Below are 21851 nucleotides of genomic sequence, written 5' to 3'. Positions count from 1 at the left end.
GTCGAAAAGATGGCAACTAGCTATTGATTTTTCATTTATCACGAACAGTTCAAGAAAAAACGCCTTTGCTCCGTGAAGCACTCACTCCCTGAGGGTCAAACCTGTTTCGGCATTCCAGCCGCCACCCAATGCGGCAATCAACTGAACGCTGGCAATCAAGCGACTTTGCAGGACGTTCAGCACACTGCGTTCATTGCTCAAAGCAGTGGCCTGTACGTTGACGACGTCAAGATAACCGATCAGCCCGGCCTTGTACTGGTTGTTGGTCAGGCGCAACGAGTCGCGAGCCGATACCAGCGCTTCCTGGCGCACGGCGGCCTCCTGCTCGTAGACCTTGAGTTGAACGAGGTAATTTTCGACTTCCTGAAAACCATTCAGCACGGTCTGCCGGTACTGGGCGACAGTCTGGTCGTACACGGCCTCGGTACGATCAACTTCCGCCGTCCGCCTGCCACCGTCGAACAACGTCAACGCCAGTTGCGGCCCTACCGACCAGAAGCGGTTGGGCAGGCTGATCCAGTTGGCGAACGTACTGCTGCTGTAACCGCCGCTCATGCTCAGCGTGAAGTCTGGGTAGTAAGCGGCCTTGGCGACGCCGATGTTGGCATTGGCCGCCATGACCGAGCGTTCGGCCGCGGCAATGTCCGGTCGGCGTTCAAGCAACTGTGACGGCAGCCCTGGCGGGATCTGCGGCAATTGCGGAATCGAAGTGCTGGCCGGCAGATTGAAGTCAGCGGGCGCCATACCCATCAGCACGGCTATGGCGTTCTCGAATTGTGCACGCTGCCAGGCCAGATCGATCAGGTCGGCCTGAGTGCTTTTCAACTGTGTCTGCGCCTGGGCGACAGCGTCACTTCCTGAAATACCGGCGCGGTATTGATTCTGGGTGAGGGTCAGAGAGCGCTGATAGGTGTCCACAGTGGATTCCAGCAGACGTTTCTGTTCGTCAATGACCCGCAATTGCAGATAATTCTGCACCAGCTCCGATTGCAGGCTGAGGCGCATCGCTGCCAGGTCCGCAAGACTTGCCTGCGCACTGGCGGTGTCAGCCTCCAGCCCACGGCGCAACTTGCCCCACACATCGGCTTCCCAACTGACGCCCAGTTGAGCGTTGTAACTGTTGCGAATTCCCGAGGCGCCGGTATTCGTACCGGTATTGGATGTGCCTGTGCCCTGCCCCGAGCGGGTCTTGCCGGTGGTCAGATCCAGTGTCGGCAGAAATGCGCCTCTGGAGCTACGCACCAGTGCTTGTGCCTGCCGGTACTGCGCATCGTACTGGGCGACGGTCTGGTTGGAGGTGTTGAGCCGTTCGACCAGCGCATTCAGTTGCGGATCCCTGTACACCTCCCACCACGCACCTTTGGCCATCGCATCACTGGGTGTAGCTGCACGCCAGCCTTCAGCGGCCTTGAACTTCGCAGGCGCGGCCATCGACGGTTTCTGGTAATCCGGACCAACAGCGCAAGCGCTGAGCAGCACAACGCAGAGCCCCAGCGCGAGTGGACGAATCAGCCCTGTCGGGCGGGATATAAAGGCCAGGCGTTCGGTCATAGCGGGGTTTCCAGAGCAGCATCGGTACGCACGCCACGCCATTTATTGTAACGATGGCGCAGACGGTCGAGATAAAGGTAAACCACCGGGGTGGTGTAGAGGGTCAGGATCTGGCTGAAGATCAGCCCACCAATAATGGTCAGGCCCAGCGGCTTGCGCATTTCAGCGCCCTCCGCGGTACTTAGCAGCAGCGGCAATGCACCCAGAATGGCGGCCATCGTGGTCATCAGAATGGGGCGCAGGCGTTGCAGGCATGCACTGCGTATCGACTCTTGCGGCGTCATTCCCTGATCACGTTCAAGGTGCAGGGCCAGGTCGATCATCATGATTGCGTTCTTCTTAACCACGCCAATCAGCAGGAACAGCCCTAACAGGGAGATCAGGCTGAATTCGCTGCCAAGCACATAGATCGTCAGCAATGCACCCACGCCTGCCGATGGCAGTGTCGAGAGTATCGTCAATGGATGGATGTAGCTTTCATAAAGAATCCCCAGCACCAGATACACCGCCAGCAACGCACCGAGAATCATCCAGGGCTGGCTTTTCTGGGTTGAGGCGAAGGCGTTGGCGGTCCCGGCCATCTTGGAAATGATGTCGGACGGCAGTCCGATGGCGGCAATTGCGCGCTCGATAGCCACCGTCGCCTTGTCGAGGCTGGCACCTTCGGCCAGATCAAAGGAAATGTTTTCGGCAGCGAACTGACCGTCATGCGAAACCCGATCATTCGCCAGACTGCGCTCGTAATGAGCAATGCTCGACAGCGGCACGCGCTGCCCGTCGGCAGTAATCACCTGAACCTGCTCGAGCGTCGCCGGGTCCTGAGCGTATTTGGGATTGACCTCCATCACCACCTTGTACTGGTTAAGGCTGTCATAGATGGTCGAGACCTGACGCTGGCTGTAGGCATTGTTGAGCACCGCCGTGACCGTGTTCATATCGATGCCCAGCCGTTTGGCCGTATCACGATTGACCACCAGGGTCACTTGCTGCGCCCCACGCCCTTCCCTGGCGTCAATGGCCGTCAGCTCCGGAATCGATTTGAGCGCCGCAACGATCTTCGGATACCACAGCCGCAGGCTGCTCAGGTCTGCACTTTGCACAATGTACTGATACTGCGAACTGGTCTGCTCGCGACCACCCCCCAGTTGCAGGTCCTGATCAGGCGCCAGAAATAGTCTGCCACCGGGCACATGCGGCATGTTCTTGCGCAGGCGCTCGACCACTTTTTCGGCAGACAGCTTGCGCTCGGCAATCGGCTTGAGGCGTACGATCATGAAGGCGTTATTGGTGCCACCGCTACCGCCGATAAAACCGGCAACGCTCTCCACCGCAGGGTCTGCCAGAATCGAACGGCGAAAGATTTCCATTTTCGGCTGCATGACCGAGAACGAAAGACCGTCGTCACCGCGTACAAAACCCATCAGTTGCCCGGTGTCCTGCTGTGGCAGAAAGGTCTTGGGCACCACCACATACAGCGCGACATTCACCACAACGGTAATCAGCAGGCTGAGCAGTGTCAGCCTGCGATGCCGCATGACCCAGCCGAGCGAGCGGTCATAGCCAGCGACCATGCGGTCGTTGACCCGCTCGCTCCAGCGCTGAAAGGCATTGTCCTTGCCCGAATCGTGGGGTTTGAGCCAGCGCGCGCACAACATCGGCGTCAGGGTCAGGGATACGATCAGCGAGACGACGATCGACACCGACAAGGTAATGGAAAACTCGCGAAACAGACTTTCGACCAGCCCACCCATGAACAGAATGGAAATGAACACCGCCACCAGCGAGACGTTCATCGACAGCAAGGTGAAGCCCACCTCTTTGGCCCCCAGAAAGGCCGCTTTCATGGGGTCGAGACCGTTGTGAATGTGCCGGGAAATGTTTTCCAGCACCACGATTGCATCGTCCACCACAAGTCCGGTGGCGAGGATCAAGGCCATCAACGACAGATTGTTCAGGGAAAAACCGAGCAGGTGCATGATCGCAAAGGTGCCTACCAGCGATACCGGAACCGCCAGAGTGGGGATCAGCGATGCGCGAAAACTGCCGAGAAACAGAAATACCACCATCACCACCAGAACCACGGCAATCAGCAGGGTCATCTCTGCCTCGTGAAGCGTCGCCTTGATCACCGGCGAGCGATCCATCGCGACGTTGAGGCTCACGCTGGCAGGCAGCACGGCCCGCAGGGCTGGCAATTGCGCCTTGATCTGCGCCACGGTTTCAATGATGTTGGCACCCGCCTGGCGGTTGACGACCAGTAACACCGCCCGGTCATTGTTATAAAACCCGCTGTTGTAGCGATCTTCCACGGCATCGCTGACTTTCGCGACGTCCTTGAGGCGCAAGGTCGCCCCATCCTTGTAGCGAATGATCAGCGGCGCATAGTCCTTTGCGGTTTCCAGCTGGTCGTTGGCCTGAACCTGCCAGTTATGCTGATCATCCTCCACAAAACCCTTTGGCCGCCGCACGTTCGCACCGGTAATCGCGGTACGCACGTCGTCAAGCGATACGCCGTACTGGGAGAGCATCTGTGGCTCCAGCTCGATACGCACCGCTGGCAGCGAACTGCCGCCGATCTGCACTTCGCCGACCCCGGAAACCTGCGACAGGCTCTGTGACAGGATGGTGGATGCCAGGTCGTAAAGCTGACCTTTTTCCAGCACCGTCGACGTCATAGACAGGACCATGATCGGCGCCTGGGACGGGTTGACCTTCTTGTAGGTCGGCATGCTGCGCATACCGCTGGGCAGCAGGTTGCGTGAAGCATTGATTGCCGCCTGCACTTCCCGCGCCGCGCCATTGATGTCGCGATTGAGATCGAACTGCAGAATGATCCGTGTCGTGCCCTGGCTTGAATTGCTGGTCATGGTATTGACCCCGGCAATACTGCCCAGCGAACGCTCCAGCGGAGTGGCCACAGTGGAGGCCATTACCTCGGGGCTGGCACCCGCCAGACTGGCGGACACCACAATCACCGGGAAGTCCATATTCGGCAACGGCGCGACCGGCAACAAGCGGAAGCTGACCGCGCCCAGCAGCAGGATCGCCAGGCTCAGCAGTACGGTCGCAACCGGGCGACGGATAAACGGTGCGGACAGGTTCATGCGTCAGCCCGTTCCAGCCGGTCCGGGTCGGCAGGCCTGCGACTCCAGCGACGGCCAAGCCGGTCGAAATACAGATAGATGACCGGCGTGGTAAACAGCGTCAGTACCTGGCTGACCAGCAGACCGCCGACCATCACCAGCCCCAGTGGCTGGCGCAACTCTGCGCCGGAGCCGCTGGCAAGCATCAACGGAATGGCGCCGAACAATGCTGCCAGGGTGGTCATGAGAATCGGCCGGAAACGCAGCAGCGCCGCTTCGTAGATCGCCGTTTCCGGTGCAACACCCCGGTTGCGCTCTGCGTCGAGCGCGAAGTCGATCATCATGATCGCGTTCTTCTTGACGATGCCGATCAGCAAAATGATACCGATGATCGCGATCATCCCCAGATCATTTCCGCTGATCAGCAAGGCCAGCAAGGCACCCACTGCTGCCGACGGCAGTGTCGAGAGGATGGTGATCGGGTGGATATAGCTCTCGTAGAGCACGCCCAGCACGATGTACATGGTCACTACAGCCGCCAGAATCAGCAGCAACGTGCTCGACAACGATGCCTGAAATGCCTCGGCAGCGCCCTGAAACTGGGTCTGCACACCAATCGGCATGCCGATGTCCTGCTCAACCTGTTCGATGACCTGCACGGCCTTGCCCAATGCAACGCCGGGCGCAAGGTTGAACGACATCATCACTGCCGGAAACTGCCCGAGGTGAGCGATGGCCAACTGCGCCTGACGCTGCTCGACGCGTGCCAGGCTCGACAGTTTTACCTGTGCGCCATCGGTGGTCTTGACGTGGATCTGCTCAAGTGCGGCAGGACCGAGCTCACTGCCCGACGCGGCTTGCAGCACCACGCGGTACTGGCTGGCCTGGGTATAGATGGTGGAAATCTGTCGCTGACCGAATGCGTCGTACAGCGCATCGGTAATATTTGCAACGGTGACCCCTACCCGACTGGCCGCATCACGATCGATGTTCAGATATACCTGCAGGCCCTTGTCCTGCAGGTCGCTGGCCACATCCGTCAACTCGGACCGTTTGCCGAGCGCCTCGACCAGCCTTTCGCTCCACAGCGTCAGCAGCTCGGCGTCGGGCGATGACATGCTGAACTGGTACTGAGTACGACTGACCCGGTCTTCAATGGTCAGGTCTTGCACCGGCTGCATGAACAGACGAATGTCCGAAAGCTTGTCTACCTCTGGCTGCAGGCGCTGGATCACCTCGGATGCGGTGAGGTCACGCTCTGCGTGGGGCTTGAGGTTGATCAGCAGACGCCCGCTGTTGAGCGTTGCGTTATCACCGTCAACACCAATGTAGGAAGACAGACTGACCACTGCAGGGTCTTTGAGAATGATGTCAGCCAGCGCCTGCTGACGCTGGCTCATGGCAGCAAAGGAGACCGACTGTGGCGCTTCCGAAATACCCTGGATCACGCCGGTGTCCTGCACCGGAAAGAAGCCCTTGGGCACAACGATGTACAGCAGCACAGTCAGTGCCAGAGTGGCCAATGCCGCCAACAGGGTCAGTGGTTGATGCCTGAGCACCCAGCGCAACCCGCCCGCGTAGATATCGATCAGCCAGTCGATCCAGGCACCGCTGGCACGATAGAAACGGCTCTGCTCTTCTTCCTTTGGCTCGCGCTTGAGCAACCGCGCGCACATCATGGGCGTCAGGGTCAGCGATACCACCAGCGATATCAGGATGGCGACTGCCAGGGTTATCGCGAACTCGCGAAACAGCCGCCCGACCACATCAGCCATGAATAACAGCGGGATCAGTACTGCAATCAGCGACAGGGTCAGGGAAATCAGGGTGAAACCGATCTGTTTCGCGCCCTTCAGGGCGGCCTGCAGAGGTGTTTCGCCCTCCTCGATATGCCGGGAGATGTTTTCCAGCATCACGATGGCGTCATCAACAACGAAACCGGTCGCGATGGTCATGGCCATCAGCGTGAGGTTGTTGACCGAGAAGCCCGCCAGGTACATGACGCCGAAGGTGCCTACCAGTGACAGCGGGACGGCGATAGAGGGAATGATCGTCGCGCTGAAACGACGCAGGAACAGGAAGGTTACCAGCACCACCAGGATAATCGCGATCAACAGTTCGTGCTGAACATCGGTCACCGACGCGCGGATCGTCTGAGTGCGGTCCGTCAGGACCACGACGTCGAGGCCGGCCGGAAGGTTCTCGGTGATTGACGGCAGCAATGCCTTGATCCGGTCGACCACTTCGATCACGTTGGCGCCCGGCTGGCGCTGAATGTTCAGCAGCACCGCCTGACTCCGATTGGCCCAGGCCGCCAGACGTTCGTTTTCGGCACCGTCGACGATTTCGGCCACATCCTTCAGACGCAGGGGAGCGCCATCCTTGTAGGCCAGAATAAGGTTGGCGTACTCCTCTGGAGACTTCAACTGGTCGTTGGCATCCAGCATCGAAACCCGGGTTGGCCCGTCGAAGTTACCCTTGGGCTGGTTGACGTTGGACGCGCCGATCAGGGTCCGCACATCAGACAGGTTCAGGCTGTTGGCGGCCAGCGCTTCCGGATTGACCTTGATCCGCACAGCCTGACGCTGGCCGCCGGCAACGCTGACCATGCCGACACCGCTGATCTGCGAGATTTTCTGCGCCATGCGTGTATCGACCAGATCATTGAGCTTGGGCAGCAGCATGGTTTTCGAGGTAATCGCCAGGGTCAGAACCGGCGTGTCTGCCGGGTTGACCTTGTTATAGACCGGCGGTGCCGGAAGATCGGTAGGCAGAAGGTTGGTGGCCGCGTTGATCGCGGCCTGGACCTGCTGCTCAGCCACATCCATATTGATTTCGAGGCTGAAACGCAAAGTAATGACCGACGCGCCGCCCGAGCTCGTCGAGGCCATCTGGGTCAAACCGGGCATCTGCCCGAATTGACGCTCAAGAGGCGCAGTGACGGAGCTGGTCATGACCTGCGGACTGGCACCGGGATACAGCGTCATCACCCGAATGGTCGGATAGTCGACCTGAGGCAGCGCCGACACCGGCAGCAAGGTGTAGGCGATCAGACCCGCCAGGACGATTGCCAGCATACTCAGCGTGGTGGCAACCGGACGCAGGATGAACAGGCGCGACATGTTCATACGTTTGGTTTTTCCACCTTGCCGAGTGCTGCCGACTTGTCAGTCTTGCTGTCAGGCTTGCCCTGCAGCTTCTGAACCGGACCCGCCGGTACATCCTTGCTGTCGTTGACGACCTCGACTTCAGCGCCGTCGCGCAGACGGTCAGTGCCTTCAAGCACGACCCGTTCGCCGGCTGCCAGACCTTCGGTGATCACCGTCGATGTCTCGTCGCTCGGGCCGGTCTTCAACAATTTGAGTTTGACCTTCTTGTCACCGTCCAGGACATAGACAAAGGTCCCGTCGGTGCCGAACTGCACGGCAGCCGTTGGCACCAGTGTCACCTGTTTCAACGTATCGGCGCGCAGACGCACATTGACGAACTGGTTGGGGAACAGGATCTCGTCACCGTTATCGAAACGGGCCTTGAACTTCAGTGTGCCGGTCGTCACATCGATCTGGTTATCGAGGCTGGCGAGTACACCGGAAGCCTGCATTTTCGTATCGCCACGGTCCCAGGCTTCGACGGGCAACTTGTCGCCGGTGCGGTATCGGGAAATGACTTTCGACAGGTCCTTTTCCGGGAGCGTGAAGGCGACCGAAATGGGCTGGGTCTGGGTAATCACCACCAGCGCCGTGGTGTCGTTGGCGGCAACCAGGTTGCCGACATCCAGCTGTTTGAGGCCGACACGACCTGCAATAGGCGCACGAATGCGTGTGAAGTCCAGGCTCAGCTTCGCGTCAGCCACGGCAGCCTGATTGGTCTTGATCGTGCCTTTGTACTGATTGACCAGCGACTCGGCAGTGTCGAGGGTCTGCTTGGCAATGCTGTCCTCGGCAAAAAGCCCACGGTAACGCTGTACGTCGAGCTGAGCATTCTTGAGCAGCGCCTGATTGGTGGCCAGCGTACCTTCGGCCTGCTGTAATGCCACCTGATAGCTGCGCGGATCGATTTCCGCCAGCAGGTCACCCGCCTTGACCATCTGCCCTTCCTGGAAATAAAGCTTGACCAGCTCTCCCGCCACACGGCTGCGCACATTGATGGTATTCATCGCCGTTACCGTGCCAAGCGCCTTGTAGTAGATAGGGAAATCGCCTTCGGTTGCCGGGGCGACCCGCACCGGGACAGCGACAGCCGATGCACCGAAGCCAGGCCGCGCCATGCCACCTGCACCATGCTTCTTGCTCTCGGCCCCTTTGCCGGGAGTGGAGGCAGGCCAGAGCCACCAGCACAGGGCAACAATGACCAACAGGATCAACAAACTGATCAACCAGCGACGGGATTTACGAGAGCCAGACGATTGCATGAATAAATCAACCATTACAGGTGGGGGCTTCTTCAGAAGGCTGAACAATAAGCACAGATGCGTTACAAGCAAAGCGCCTTTACCAAGCACTTACTTTCGATAAACGTATGAAGCACAAACAAAAAAACGGCCTGAGCGGATTCAGGCCGTCGAAGTGTTGCGGAAAGTTACTTAAGCACAGCCAATGCAGCGTCGTAGTCGGGTTCGTTAGCGATCTCTGTTACCAGTTCGCTGTGCAGCACTTTGTCGTTTTCGTCCAGAACAACCACCGCACGAGCGGTCAGACCTTTCAGTGGACCGTCTGCAATTGCAACGCCGTAATGCTCGCTGAAATCGGCAGCGCGGAAAGAAGACAGGTTCTTGACGTTTTCCAGACCTTCGGAGCCGCAGAAGCGGGACTGGGCAAACGGCAGGTCAGCAGAGATACACAGAACAACAGCATTGCTCAGCTCGTTTGCCTGGGCGTTGAATTTGCGTACCGACGTTGCACAGGTCGGTGTATCGACGCTCGGAAAAATGTTCAGCACCTTGCGCTTGCCAGCGAAGTCAGCCAGGGTCTTGTCGGCAAGACCTTCACCCACCAGCGTGAAGGCAGGTGCCTTGCTGCCGACTTCAGGCAGCTTGCCATTGACTTGAACAGGGCCGCCTTTGAGGGTTACTTGAGCCATGAAACACATTCCTTTTTTGAGATGAATAAAAGAACCGGAAGTTAAACACGAAAGTGTGCCGTGTCCTATATAGGATAATTCCGAATTTTCTCAGGAAACCAGTCTGTCCCTGATATCTGGGTGGGCACATAATTCCACCAGCCAATCGACGAATACCCTGATCCGTCGTGACAGCTGGCGATGAGGTGGGTAAAGCACCGTCAACGCCAGCGGCGGCGGACGATGCAACCGCAGCACCTCGACCAGTATGCCGCTGCGCAATTGTGCGGCGACATGGTAACGCGGCACCTGTATCAGGCCGAAACCCGCCTCGCAAGCCGCTACATAACCGTCGGCACTGTTGACCGAAATAGAACAGGCCAACGCTTGATCGACCTCCACGCCACCGGCCATGAACTCCAGACCATAGCGCTTGCCCGTGCTGGTCGAGAAATATTCGATGACCTGATGTTGCGCGAGGTCCGGCAGATTCAGCGGCGTACCGTATCGCTGCAGGTAATCGCGACTGGCGCAAGTGATCTGGGTCAGGCTGCCCAGCGGCCTGGCGACCAGCGTTTCGTCCAATGCTGCTCCGGCGCGCAAGACACAGTCCACGCCCTCGCGGATCAGGTCGACCGGTCTGTCGCTCATGCCGATTTCCAGCCGGATCTGCGGGTAGCGCCGGGCAAATTCAGGCAACGCGGGTATCACGATCATGCGCCCCAGGCTCACTGGCAGGTCAACACGCAGCAACCCCTTGGGCACGGCACCTGCCGCAGAGAAGGAAGCTTCGGCGTCATCCAGATCGGCCAGCAGGCTTACGCAGCGCTGGTAGTAGGCCTTGCCGTCAGGCGTGGTGCTGACCTGACGCGTAGTGCGTTGCAAGAGCTGCACGCCCAGGTGAGCTTCCAGTTGTTTGATCAGAATCGTCACGGATGCACGGGGCATATGCAGGCTCTCGGCCGCCCTGGCGAAACCGCCCAGCTCGACGATACGGGTGAATACGCGCATGGCGTTGAATCGATCCATGATTACCGGCAGCCTGAATAGAGAGAGCGTGAGAAGGGTCACACTGTTTTAACAGGGTAAACCGGTTGAACGCAGGCCAGCGCCATTACAGCCGCAGGCCAGTATTCAGAAGTCTCTTTTATAGAAAATATCCAGCGAACTGGCAACACCGCTTGCAGCCTCAAGGTACACGCGCTTGCTGAGCAGATAGCGCAACGCAATGGTATTGGCCGGTTCAAACACACCGACGCCATAACGCAGGCTGAGCTTCTCGGTGATTTTGCCGCTGGCAACCACATTGGTCTTGTCGCCGGTTCCCGAGGTGTCCAGTTCGAAGTCTTTGATACCCAGATTGTCCGCGAGCTTGCCGGTGGTCGACGAGCTACCGGCAACGCCAAGCGCCAGTGCAGCCTGAGCGACCATGTTGTTGTCTTCGCCCGAGGTACTCAGCGGTCTGCCCATGACCAGATAGGAGAGCGCCTGCTCCTGGCTCATCGCGGGTTCGGAAAACACTTCGGTGGTGGGTTGCTCGGCACTGCCGGTCAGACGAATGCCTGCGATCACGTCATCTGTCTGGCGAATGGCCTCGATATCCAGATAGGGCTGGTCCACAGGGCCTGCAAACAGCAGGCGCGCCTTGCGGATGGTCAGCCGCTGCCCGTAGGCACGGTAACGGCCATCATTCAGGTTCAGCTCACCACGGGTGTCCAGGTTGTCGCCAATGTGCACCCTTCCGACCAGATTGGCAGTAAGCCCAAAACCGCTGAAGGCGAGCTTTTCCTGACCAACCTCCACATCGATATCCATGGCCACTGCCAGCGGTGGCGCGCCCTCCTCGGTCTGCTGCCCGACGATCACCGTATCGCCCGAGAGCTTGACCGTAGAAGGCGGCAGCTCACGCACGGTGATAGCTCCCTTAGGCACCAGCACCTTGCCAGAAATGGCCAGCCGCTCACCCTGCATGGAAATTTTCAGGTCAGGCGCCACCTCCACTTCCGCGTAGGGCTCGACATTGATAGGCAGACGCGCGCCCTTGAGGCTGACATCAACGTTCAGATTCTGCCCCCAGGCCACCTGACCGCCGATGCTCCCCTGCCCGGTGCTGCCACTTTTCCAGCCACCGGTGAGCTGTACGCTCTCTCCGGCGATCAACGCCTGCACCTTGAGGTCATGCAGTTCCATCGGCAACTCGGCACCCGCCACTTCACCACCTTCAAGTGTCACGCCGCCGTTGACCAGAGGTGCCAGCAAGCTGCCTGACAATCGGCCATTGCCGTTCAGGCGGCCATTGAGTTTCTGCACCATTGGCGCAAAGGGTCGTGCCACCGAGATGTCCAGCCCGGAGAGACTAAAATCGCCTGATAGAGGCTTGTCTCTGGCCAGTGGATCGATCTGCGCATTGAGCAGTAACCGGCCCAGCTTGCCGCCTTCGAAATCCAGACGCGTATCGATACGTCTGGGTGCCAGTGTGGTGTTGAATTTGAGTGCCTGATACGGAAAGTCCAGCCACTGGTCTTTGTTGCGCACCCGCAGCGTGCCGCCTCCGGCATCAATCGTAACCTTGCCGGAGGGGCCCGCTGCGGGAAGATCAAGCTGAACGTCGGCATTCAGCGCGCCCTGCCAGGCAAAATCCTTTGGCATCCATTGCGCCAGGCTGTCGAGCGGAAAGTTCTTCAGCTGATAGCGCAAACGTGGCTCCGGCATCAGTCGTTGATCGCCACCGCACAGGCTGGAGGCACCGGACAGCCAGCAATGCGCACCGAAGTTCAGCCGACCATCAGCCAGGCGTTCAATCTTCGCCGGTTGCTGCAAACGCCAGTTCTGTCCGCCGCTCTGTACGGTGCCGCTGGCCAGCCGACCACGCCAGTCGCCCTTGTCCAGGCCGCCGTCCAATGCGATCGCAAGCTTGAGCAACGGCCCTTGCAGGTCCAGCTTCAATTGTTGCGCCTTGAGCGTACCCTGACCGTCCACCAGCAACGTACCCAACCCGGTGTCGCCGGCCTGAATGCCAACGCCCTTTAGGTTGATGGTCGCGCGCTGCGATTGATCCAGGCGGGCATTGAGAGTCAGGCTTTGCAGACGATTGTCCTGCAAGGCGAGCTGACTGCCCTGCAATGCCAGTTGCCCTTGCGGTGCCTGAAGCGTTCCTGTCAGGTCGAGCCTGCCTTTGGCCTGCCCCTGCAAGCGCGGCCACAACTGAGCCAGACGCGGCAGGTCAAGATCCAGCTGCCCTTTGAGACGCTCCTGCAAACTGCCATTACCCTGAACCCGGTTGTCACCCAATCGAATGTTCACATTGCTGACATTCCACTGCTGATCACGACCGTCAGCCTTGGCTTGCAGCAGCGCAGGCTGGCCACGCAGACGTCCCTTGAGGTCCAGGTCGGCAGTCAGTTCAAGCTTCTCGTTGACCCGTTGACCTTTGCTGCGCAAGGGCCCTGCCAGTGTGCCGGGCAATTCGGCAACCCAGAATGAAGGGTCCAGCGCGCTCAGATCAAGTGCAGTGTCCCAGCCGAAGCCATTGGCAAATTGCAGGTTCAGAAAACCGCTGGCCTTACCCTGCCCTGCGACCAGCTCCAGTTGCGGCAGATGGACTTCCTGCAAATTGCCGCTGAAGGGACTGATCAGCGTGAACGCACCAGCAGGTCCTTTGAGGCTGGCGTTGAAATTGCCAAGATAATTGCCGTCCGTGTAGGAAATCTCACCTTTGAAGGCGTGCAACGACACTTGCGGTTCGGACGCCAGCGGATACAGACGCTGCCAGGGGAAATCCAGCCAGTCGATGCTCGCATCAGCCGAGAAACCACTCTGCCAGTTCAACGTGCCGTTGATGGCCAGACGCTGTTGATCGTTGGCGGCCAGATCAAGCGCTGCAATGGTTGCCCCGTTGGCATCCGCACGCCCCTGCAACGACAACGCTACAGGGCCTTTTTCTGCGGGCAGGCTGGCAGTGCCGTTGATCTGGTAACCCGAGTCGAGATCGCCTTCGGCCGTCAACAGCAACTGGTCGAGTTGCAGGGTATCGGGCAATGCTGCGCTGGGTTTGAAATGTTCTGCCGTCAGTTTCAATCGTGCTGGCAAATGCTCGGTCAAAGGTTGCAGCTCACCGGTCAGTTGCCCTGGTAGATAGCCGCTGCTGTCCGCCTTGAGTTGCAGGGTCTTGAGCACGTCACCGTGAATATCCAGCGCCAGCGTCCAGGGCTGACCGTCCTGTGGCGGCAGTTGCAGCTGACCTTTTACGCTCAATGGCCAGTCGCCCTCGGGCTTCAGCAGACCATTGAGGTCCAGCACCAGCGCATCACGTTGCAGGTGCGCGCTGTCGATTTGCAAGCCTTCGGCGGTCCAGTGCGCCTCCAGCTTGAGGTCGCGCAGCTGTTCGACGCCATCCAGCTGGAGGCTGCCCAGCTGTATATCACCCAGTTGCAGGGCGAGCGGCAACTTGACGGCTGGCAAATTCATGGGGCTTTCGTCGCTCGGCGCACTGCTTGGAGGAAAGCGCAGCAGTACTTGACCCGCGTGCAGGCGATCAATGCATAAGGTCATCTTCAGCAGGCAGGCTGGCGTCCAGGCGAAATCGACAGAATGCACCTCGACACGGTCTGCGCCTTGCTGCCACACCAGGCGCTCGGCACTCCACTGCCCGCCCAGGCGGCCCTGAAAGTTTTCCAGTTGCACGCCGGGCACGCGAGCCAGCGCCCACCGGCTGCCTGCCTGGGTCCCAAGCAGCACCCCGACGCTGACGATCACCAGCAGCAGTAATGCGATCACGCTCAGTCCGGCAATCGTTGCACCACGCCTGATGTTCATCCTGTTCAAAGTTCCGGCCCCATCGAGAAGTGCAGGCGAATGCCACCGTCGTCATCCAGCGCGTGCGCCAGATCGAGACGCAGCGGACCCACCGGAGATACCCAGCGCACCCCAAAACCGACGCCGGTTTTCAGGTCTGGCTTGTCCAGACTGTTGAATGAGTTGCCCTGATCGATGAAAGTCGCGAGCCGCCATTTATCCGCAATGGAATACTGGTACTCGACGCTCCCGGCAAACATGTAACGCCCACCAATGCGGTCGCCGTCCGAGTTGGTCGGTGACAGTTTCTGGTAGTCATACCCTCGTACGCTTTGATCGCCACCGGCAAAAAAACGCAGCGACGGCGGTATCGAGGTGTAACCGTCAGTCAGGTTGCCACCCAGTTGCACGCGCCCGAGAAAGCGATGGTTCTGAGCGACTGTCGTCAGCCCTTTGAGCAGCACATTGGCATGCACCAGATTGGCATCCGACAACATGCCCTCCTTGGCCACCTGGGTGTCGAACTGTAAACGGTAGCCCTGGTGGGGATCGATACTGTTATCGCTGCGCAGGTACGAATAACTGATGCCGGGCATTAGCAGCGTGCTCAGACCCGAATCGTCGCCCAGCCGGTATTCTTCACGCTGCCATTTCAGTGAGATAACCCGTTCCCAGCCGCTGGGCAGTTTGCTGTGCCATTCGGGCCCGGCAGTCAGCAGCTTGCTGAGGCTGTCGGTTCCAGCAATCTCTTCGTATTGATAGCCACCGGCATAACGCAGTTTATCGGTCAACGGCGGATCGAGCGGCACGTCGTACCACAGGCCGACATTCTGCCGAGGCGCGGATATTTCCGATTCGAACCCGTAGCTGTGCCCTTGTGGATTGGCCCAGTGTCGGGTCCAGTTGGCTTTGCCACGCGGACCGACATCGGTTGAGTACCCCAGGCCAAGGCCCATGGTTCGGGGTTTACGGGTTTCAAGCTGAACGGTTACCGGAATGACCTGATGGTCAGCTGCGGTAGGCGCGGCATCGACCCGCACGCCTTCAAAATAGCCACTGCCCTGCATGGCCTGGGTCAATTCGGCGATCAGTTGTGAATCGTAAGGAGTATTTTCCTTGAACGGCACCATGCGCTTGAGCAAATCTTCATCGAAGGGCGCATTGCCACTGAACATGACCTTGCCCAGCGAGTAGCGCGGACCACTGTCATAGACCAGCTCGATGTCGGCAAGCCCGGCTCGCGGGTCAACAGCCAGGCGCTGGCTGGTAAAGTGGCCGCTGAAAAAGCCGTAACGCGACGCCTGATTCTGGATCAGGCGTTTGGCATCCTCATAGTTGCCATGATTGAGCACCGCGCCGGTTTTCAGCGCGTCGCTTTTGGGTACCCGAAAGGCTTTCAGCGATGCTGCCGGACCCTCGACGCGGATTACCACATTGCGCAGGTGAATCGGCTCGCCCGGCTGGATATTGATCACCAGGCGCGGCTGGTCAGCGTCCTTGATCTCGCTGTCGATCTGCGCCTGATAATAGCCAAGCGCCTGAGCCGCTTTCTCTGCCTGCTGTTCGGCACCCAGGCTGAAGTTACGCAACGCCTGAACGTCACGCTCGCCCAGGTCCCCCACATACCCTTCGACGTTGGCCTTGAGTTCCGGGTTGGCGGGCTTGATCCTGACGTCGAGGCGGGCCTGTGCAAGCGCCGCTGCACTCATGGTCATCAGAAACAGGCTGCTGAATAGTCTGAAAAGCTTCATGGGCGTAGATGCTAACACGATCGACGGGCCGCACTGGAAGCCCACGAATTGTCGGAGATTCAGACCGTTACGTCAGGGACCGGCAGTGAAACCTGAGGATTAGGGTGAAAAAACACATGCTCTCGGACAGGTCCTACTGCAATCTCGCCGATTTCCTCATAGCCTTGTCGCTTATAGAACTCGAGATAACGAGGATTTCCCGTGTCTACGACGATGCCCTGAGAGTGCTCATCCACCGCGCACCAATCGTGCAGCGCCCGAAGCAGTTGTTCACTCAAATCCTGCCCCAGCTTCTGACCCTGAAATTCCGGGTCCAGGCCTATCAACGGCAGCACATGCACGGTTTCGGACGGAACACAGGCCAGCACCGCGTTGTAATAAGCCAGATAACGCTGGGTGCAACCAAGGCCGGTGTCCATCACCATGCGCAGACGCCAGGCCCAGCTTTCAGTGACGCCCAGACGACGTTGCGGTGGCGCGATCAGCGCTACGCCGACCAGCCGATCCTGCAGAAACAGACCGAGTGCAGGCTGGTCCTGCAGGAAGTGTTGTTTGACCAGTTGGCGAATGGTCGCCAATACGCGTTGCTCATATCCCTCGCGCTCGGCATTGAACAGATAGGCGAACGTCGGATCGTGCCGATAGGCCCTGAACAGCAAGGAGCGGGTTTCACGGGAATAACCACTGTCGAGTTGACGAACTTCACCCGTGATGGCAGCAGGTAGGGACATAAAGGGCCTCGTGTTAACGGAACTGCGTCTGGCGCAGCAGTTTTGGCAAGCAGGCTTTCGAGTGATGGCACTTGATAACAGTTCCAACGATTTGTCCGGGCCTGTGTTTGCGCGGTGCCTTACACGGTGCTGGTCCTGAAACCACAGGTCAGCTAGCATCGCTGTTTGTTTTTGCTCAGGACCGCCGTTTTATGAAAATCGTCTCGTTCAACATCAATGGTCTGCGCGCTCGACCTCATCAGTTGGCGGCGCTGATCGACAAACATCAGCCTGACGTAATCGGCCTTCAGGAAACCAAGGTTTCTGACGAGCAGTTCCCCCACGCGGAAGTCGAAGCGCTGGGCTATCACGTGCATTTCCACGGCCAGAAAGGCCATTACGGTGTTGCCCTGCTATCACGCAATCCTCCGCTGGCCCTGCATAAGGGTTTTGAAGGCGACGACGAGGAATCGCAGAAGCGCTTCATCTGGGGCACTTATGCCGACAGCAATGGGCAGCCGGTCACCATCATGAATGGCTACTTTCCGCAGGGCGAGAGCCGTGATCACCCGACCAAATTTCCAGCCAAACAGCGTTTTTACGAGAATCTGCAGACCTTGCTGGAGAGCCATTTCAGCAACGAGCAGCCGCTTATCGTGATGGGTGACGTAAACATTTCTCCGCAGGACTGCGACATCGGCATCGGTGCCGACAACGCCAAGCGCTGGCTGAAGACCGGCAAGTGCAGCTTTCTCCCCGAAGAGCGCGAGTGGATGGAACGCTTGAAAAACTGGGGCTTGGTGGACAGCTTCCGTCATCTGTACCCTGAAGTCGTCGACCGATTCAGCTGGTTTGACTATCGCAGCCGCGGCTTTGAAGACGAACCCAAGCGCGGCCTGCGCATCGACCTGATCATGACCTCTACCGGCCTGCAGCCACGCATCAAGGCGGCCGGGGTGGACTACGATTTGCGCGGCATGGAAAAGCCGTCGGACCATGCGCCGATCTGGCTGGAACTGAACTGAAAAAGCGCCCTATCGTGCGATCCGGCTTTATGCATAAACGGGTCGCGCGCGCATTGGTCGAGCAATCGTCATATTCCGGAAATCTTTCTGTCTTATTCTCCCGGCACCCTCCCGTGACTCATGGTGACGCCGATGTTGCGCGCTTTGCTAACGGCGCTGACTCTGTCGAGCGCCACCCTGCCCGCCCTTGCGCTGGCGGCACTGCCGCTGCCCGCGGGTGAAATACCGGCCTTGCGCATTCAAGGCTCAAATACCATCAATGCCCAATTGGGCCCCGCACTGGCTGAAGGGTTGATGCGCCAGCAAGGCCTGCAATCAGTGCAGACTGTTGCCGGCAGTGTCATGAATGAACAGCGCGTCGTCGGTACTACCGCCGCAGGGCAGACGGTCAGTATCGAAGTCGCCGCACATGGTTCAGGCACCGGGTTTACTGCGCTCAAAGCAGGTAACGCCGATATTGCCGCCTCTTCACGACCTATCAAGGATCAGGAAGCCAAGGACCTGGCTGGCCTGGGCGACCTGAAAAGCGCAGCAAGCGAGCAAACCATTGCCATCGATGGCGTTGCTGTGATTCTGCATCCAGGCAATCCGGTCAGACAGCTGGATACGCTGCAGCTGGCGCGCATTTTCAGCGGGGAAGTCAGGGACTGGGCCGAAGTGGGTGGAAATCCGGGAGCGATTCATCTTTATGTTCGCGATGAGAAGTCCGGCACCTATGAAACATTCAAGGACCTGATACTTGTAAAGTACGGCAAGAACCTGTCCGGCACAGCCGCGCGCTTTGAGTCCAGCGAACAGCTCTCCGACGACGTCAGCAAGGACATCAATGGCATCGGTTTTATCGGGCTACCATCCATCAGGCGTGCCAAAGCGGTGGCCATTGCCGATGGTGACTCCAGACCGATGCTCCCGACTGTCAGTCTGATTGCCACCGAGGATTATCCTCTGTCGCGACGGCTCTACTTTTATGTGCCCACCTCAACTCATCAACGCTGGGCGCAGGCGTTGGTCCGTTTCGCGCAGAGCGCCGAGGGTCAGGCCATCGTCGCACAGAGCGGCTTTGTCGCGCAGACCGTGCAGGCACTCAAGGTGCAGCCTACCGCGCAGATGCCTGCGGACTATCAGGCACTGGCGCGCAAGGCCGAACGGCTGTCGGTCAACTTTCGCTTTGCCCAGGGCAGCGCGAGGCTGGACAACAAGGCGCAGCAGGACCTCAAGCGGGTAGCGGAGTACCTGAAAACCAGCGATAAGCTCAATCAACATGTCACGCTGGTCGGCTTTGGTGATGCCAAAAGCGACCCGGCTCGCGCAGCCCTGCTCTCAAGGCTGCGCGCCATGGCAGTGCGCCGCGAGCTGCTGAAAAGCGGCGTGACATTTCGCGACATCGTTGGCCTGGGAGATGAGATGCCGGTAGCCACCAATGAGATCGATGACGGCCGGATCAAGAACCGTCGGGTCGAAGTCTGGGTGCAGTAGCCTGGGCGCAATTATCGACTACCAGTTCAGGACTGGCTGCGCTCCCTGTCTGCCGGCAGGTATTTGCCCAGTTCATACTTGCCGACAGCGGCGCGGTGTACTTCATCCGGGCCGTCTGCCAGACGCAGCGTGCGCTGCATGGCATACATGTAGGCCAAGGGGAAATCATTGGAAACACCCGCACCGCCGTGCATCTGGATCGCCCGATCGATGACCTTCAGCGCCACGTTCGGCGCTACCACCTTGATCTGCGCGATTTCGCTTCTGGCGACCTTGTTGCCTGCTGTGTCCATCATGTAGGCAGCCTTCAGGGTCAGCAGGCGGGCCATATCGATCTCCATGCGCGAATCGGCAATCCTGTCGATATTGCCCCCCAGCCTGGCCAGTGGTTTGCCGAAGGCAACCCGGTCTACGGAGCGCCTGCACATCAGCTCAAGTGCCCGTTCAGCCATACCGATGGAGCGCATGCAGTGGTGAATGCGGCCTGGTCCCAACCGGCCTTGAGCGATTTCAAAGCCGCGCCCCTCACCCAGCAAGACGTTTTCAAACGGCACCCTGACGTTATCGAACACCACTTCGGCATGCCCGTGGGGCGCGTCGTCGTAGCCGAACACAGGCAGCGGCCTGACAATCTTCACGCCCGGCGTGTCGACCGGGACCAGAATCATCGAGTGTTGCTGATGGCGCGGCCCGTCAGGATTGCTCAGGCCCATGAAAATCAGAATTTTGCAGCGTGGGTCGCAGGCACCTGAAGTCCACCACTTGCGGCCATTGATCACCCATTCGTCGCCATCGTGCTCGGCGCGCGCGGCCATATTGGTGGCGTCCGATGACGCCACCTCGGGCTCGGTCATGGCAAAAGCAGAACGAATTTCGCCGCGCAGCAACGGTTCCAGCCAGCGAGCTTTCTGTTCCTCGCTGGCATAGCGAACCAGCACCTCCATGTTGCCGGTGTCAGGCGCAGAGCAATTGAACGGCTCGGGGCCCAGCATCGAACGCCCCATGATTTCCGCCAGCGGCGCGTATTCCAGATTGCTCAGGCCAGCACCGAGCGCAGACTCCGGCAAAAACAGGTTCCACAACCCCTCAGCCCTTGCACGGGCTTTCAGTTCTTCCATGATCGCGGTGGGCTGCCAGCGGTCGCCTTCGGCCACTTGCTGTTCGAAAACCGGCTCGGCCGGATAAACGTATGCATCCATGAACGCGGTGACGCGCTCACGCAATGCCTGCACCTTTGGGGAATACGCGAAATCCATGGGCCACTACCTTCTCGATCAGGGTGTCGAATGCATGATCCTGATGCTAGAGAAACGCCATACATTTATCTAATCTATTCTCGGCGTGTATAAACATTCATAACCGATATATGATCCATCACCGCTGCGGCGTCCCCAGCCTGCCGAACAGCGAATCAAAATAACAGCACGAGGCGCTCATCAATGAACCTGAGCAAGGTCGATCTCAATCTTTTCATTGTCTTCGACGCCATCTACACCGAAGCCAATCTGACCCGGGCCGGGCAGATCGTCGGCATTACCCAGCCTGCGGTGTCCAACGCCCTGGCGCGGCTGCGAGAGACCTTCAACGACCCACTGTTTGTGCGCACGGCTCAAGGCATGGTGCCGACACCGATGGCACAAAACATCATCGGCCCGGTGCGCAGTGCACTCTCATTGCTCAGGGTCTCAGTGCAGGAAAGCCGTATATTCAACCCGTTGCAGGCCAACAAGAATTACCGCATCAGCATGACCGACCTGACCGAGGCCGTGATCCTGCCGACGCTGTTCCAGCGGCTGCGACGCCTTGCGCCTGCAGTGACCATCGAAAGCTTTCTGTCCAAGCGTCGGGAAACCACCAAGGAGCTGGCTGCCGGGCGCCTCGACTTCGCCGTGGATGCACCGCTCAATACCGACCCGCAGGTTCGCCACGTCAAACTGATGGAAGACCGCTATGTGTGCGGCATGCGCAAGACGCATCCGCTGGCAAACAAGGCCACGTTGACGCTGGATGATTACATGAGCCAGGCACACATCCATATTTCCAGTCGGCGTAGCGGACTGGGGCACGTGGACCTGGCGTTGGGCAAGATGGGCATTCAGCGCAGGATTGCGTTGCGCTCGCAGCATTACCTGATGGCGACACAGGTCCTGCAGCAGACTGATATGGTCATGACCATACCGGAACGCTTCGCCCGCCGTAACGATTTGCACTATGTCCACTTACCGGTCAACGATGTGCCTTCGGTCGAAACCCATCTGTACTGGCATGAAAGCACTGATCAGGACCCAGCCAACCGCTGGATGCGCGAACAGATCATCGAGCTTTCACAGCGGGTCGTGGCGCAGGAACAAAGCCTCGAGAAAGCATGAGATAAAAACACCAAGCCATTGTTTTTAAATTAAA

Annotated in this window: 13 protein-coding genes; 3 read left to right on the top strand and 10 right to left on the bottom strand. The window is 58.9% G+C overall.

Features of this window, described 5'->3' with window-relative positions:
- Positions 1–81: 81 nt before the first annotated feature.
- From RYA97_RS03545 to RYA97_RS03505, 9 genes are all read right to left on the bottom strand, one after another.
- On the bottom strand, positions 82–1551 hold the full coding sequence (locus RYA97_RS03545; RefSeq protein WP_316887020.1) for an efflux transporter outer membrane subunit: 1470 nt from the start codon (positions 1549–1551) through the stop codon (positions 82–84).
- Positions 1548–4655 (bottom strand): efflux RND transporter permease subunit, encoded by a 3108-nt coding sequence (locus RYA97_RS03540; RefSeq protein ID WP_316887019.1) that lies wholly within the window; start codon positions 4653–4655, stop codon positions 1548–1550. Before RYA97_RS03540 ends, RYA97_RS03545 begins: the two co-directional genes overlap by 4 nt.
- Complete coding sequence (locus RYA97_RS03535) at positions 4652–7762, bottom strand: MdtB/MuxB family multidrug efflux RND transporter permease subunit (protein WP_316891882.1); 3111 nt, start codon at positions 7760–7762, stop codon at positions 4652–4654. Before RYA97_RS03535 ends, RYA97_RS03540 begins: the two co-directional genes overlap by 4 nt.
- Positions 7759–9060: an MdtA/MuxA family multidrug efflux RND transporter periplasmic adaptor subunit gene (locus RYA97_RS03530; RefSeq protein ID WP_010202672.1), complete on the bottom strand. Its 1302-nt coding sequence runs from the start codon at positions 9058–9060 to the stop codon at positions 7759–7761. Before RYA97_RS03530 ends, RYA97_RS03535 begins: the two co-directional genes overlap by 4 nt.
- 152 nt (positions 9061–9212) lie before the next feature.
- Positions 9213–9713 carry a thiol peroxidase gene (gene tpx, locus RYA97_RS03525; RefSeq protein WP_005743607.1) on the bottom strand — a complete coding sequence of 167 codons (501 nt, stop codon included), beginning with the start codon at positions 9711–9713 and terminating at the stop codon, positions 9213–9215.
- 90 nt (positions 9714–9803) lie between these two features.
- Positions 9804–10721 carry a LysR family transcriptional regulator gene (locus RYA97_RS03520; protein ID WP_005777537.1) on the bottom strand — a complete coding sequence of 306 codons (918 nt, stop codon included), beginning with the start codon at positions 10719–10721 and terminating at the stop codon, positions 9804–9806.
- A gap of 105 nt (positions 10722–10826) precedes the next feature.
- On the bottom strand, positions 10827–14507 hold the full coding sequence (locus RYA97_RS03515; RefSeq protein ID WP_117139914.1) for a translocation/assembly module TamB domain-containing protein: 3681 nt from the start codon (positions 14505–14507) through the stop codon (positions 10827–10829).
- 5 nt (positions 14508–14512) lie between these two features.
- Positions 14513–16237 (bottom strand): autotransporter assembly complex protein TamA, encoded by a 1725-nt coding sequence (locus RYA97_RS03510; protein WP_005743604.1) that lies wholly within the window; start codon positions 16235–16237, stop codon positions 14513–14515.
- Between the two features lie 59 nt (positions 16238–16296).
- Positions 16297–16968, bottom strand: coding sequence for a GNAT family N-acetyltransferase (locus RYA97_RS03505; protein WP_005743603.1), 672 nt, complete (start codon positions 16966–16968; stop codon positions 16297–16299).
- Positions 16969–17159: 191 nt separating this feature from the next.
- Here RYA97_RS03505 and xthA point away from each other — a divergent pair, with 191 nt between their 5' ends.
- Both xthA and RYA97_RS03495 read left to right on the top strand, forming a co-directional pair.
- Positions 17160–17972, top strand: a complete 813-nt coding sequence (gene xthA / locus RYA97_RS03500; protein ID WP_004658827.1) for an exodeoxyribonuclease III — start codon at positions 17160–17162, stop codon at positions 17970–17972.
- A 132-nt stretch (positions 17973–18104) separates the two neighbouring features.
- Positions 18105–19448 carry a substrate-binding domain-containing protein gene (locus RYA97_RS03495; protein ID WP_057404947.1) on the top strand — a complete coding sequence of 448 codons (1344 nt, stop codon included), beginning with the start codon at positions 18105–18107 and terminating at the stop codon, positions 19446–19448.
- A 26-nt stretch (positions 19449–19474) separates the two neighbouring features.
- On the opposite strand, the gene RYA97_RS03490 is transcribed toward RYA97_RS03495, so the two are convergent.
- A complete protein-coding gene (locus RYA97_RS03490; RefSeq protein WP_057404948.1) occupies positions 19475–20704 on the bottom strand; it encodes an acyl-CoA dehydrogenase in 1230 nt (409 codons plus the stop codon).
- 183 nt (positions 20705–20887) lie between these two features.
- Between RYA97_RS03490 and RYA97_RS03485 the strand changes: the two genes are divergently transcribed.
- Positions 20888–21817, top strand: a complete 930-nt coding sequence (locus RYA97_RS03485; protein ID WP_057404949.1) for a LysR family transcriptional regulator — start codon at positions 20888–20890, stop codon at positions 21815–21817.
- Positions 21818–21851: the final 34 nt, after the last annotated feature.

The organism is Pseudomonas syringae group sp. 26L6 (genome assembly GCF_032587815.1).
GTDB lineage: Bacteria > Pseudomonadota > Gammaproteobacteria > Pseudomonadales > Pseudomonadaceae > Aquipseudomonas > Aquipseudomonas amygdali.
Note: the sequence above shows the minus strand (reverse complement) of the source record. Positions and strands in the feature narration are given on the sequence as shown.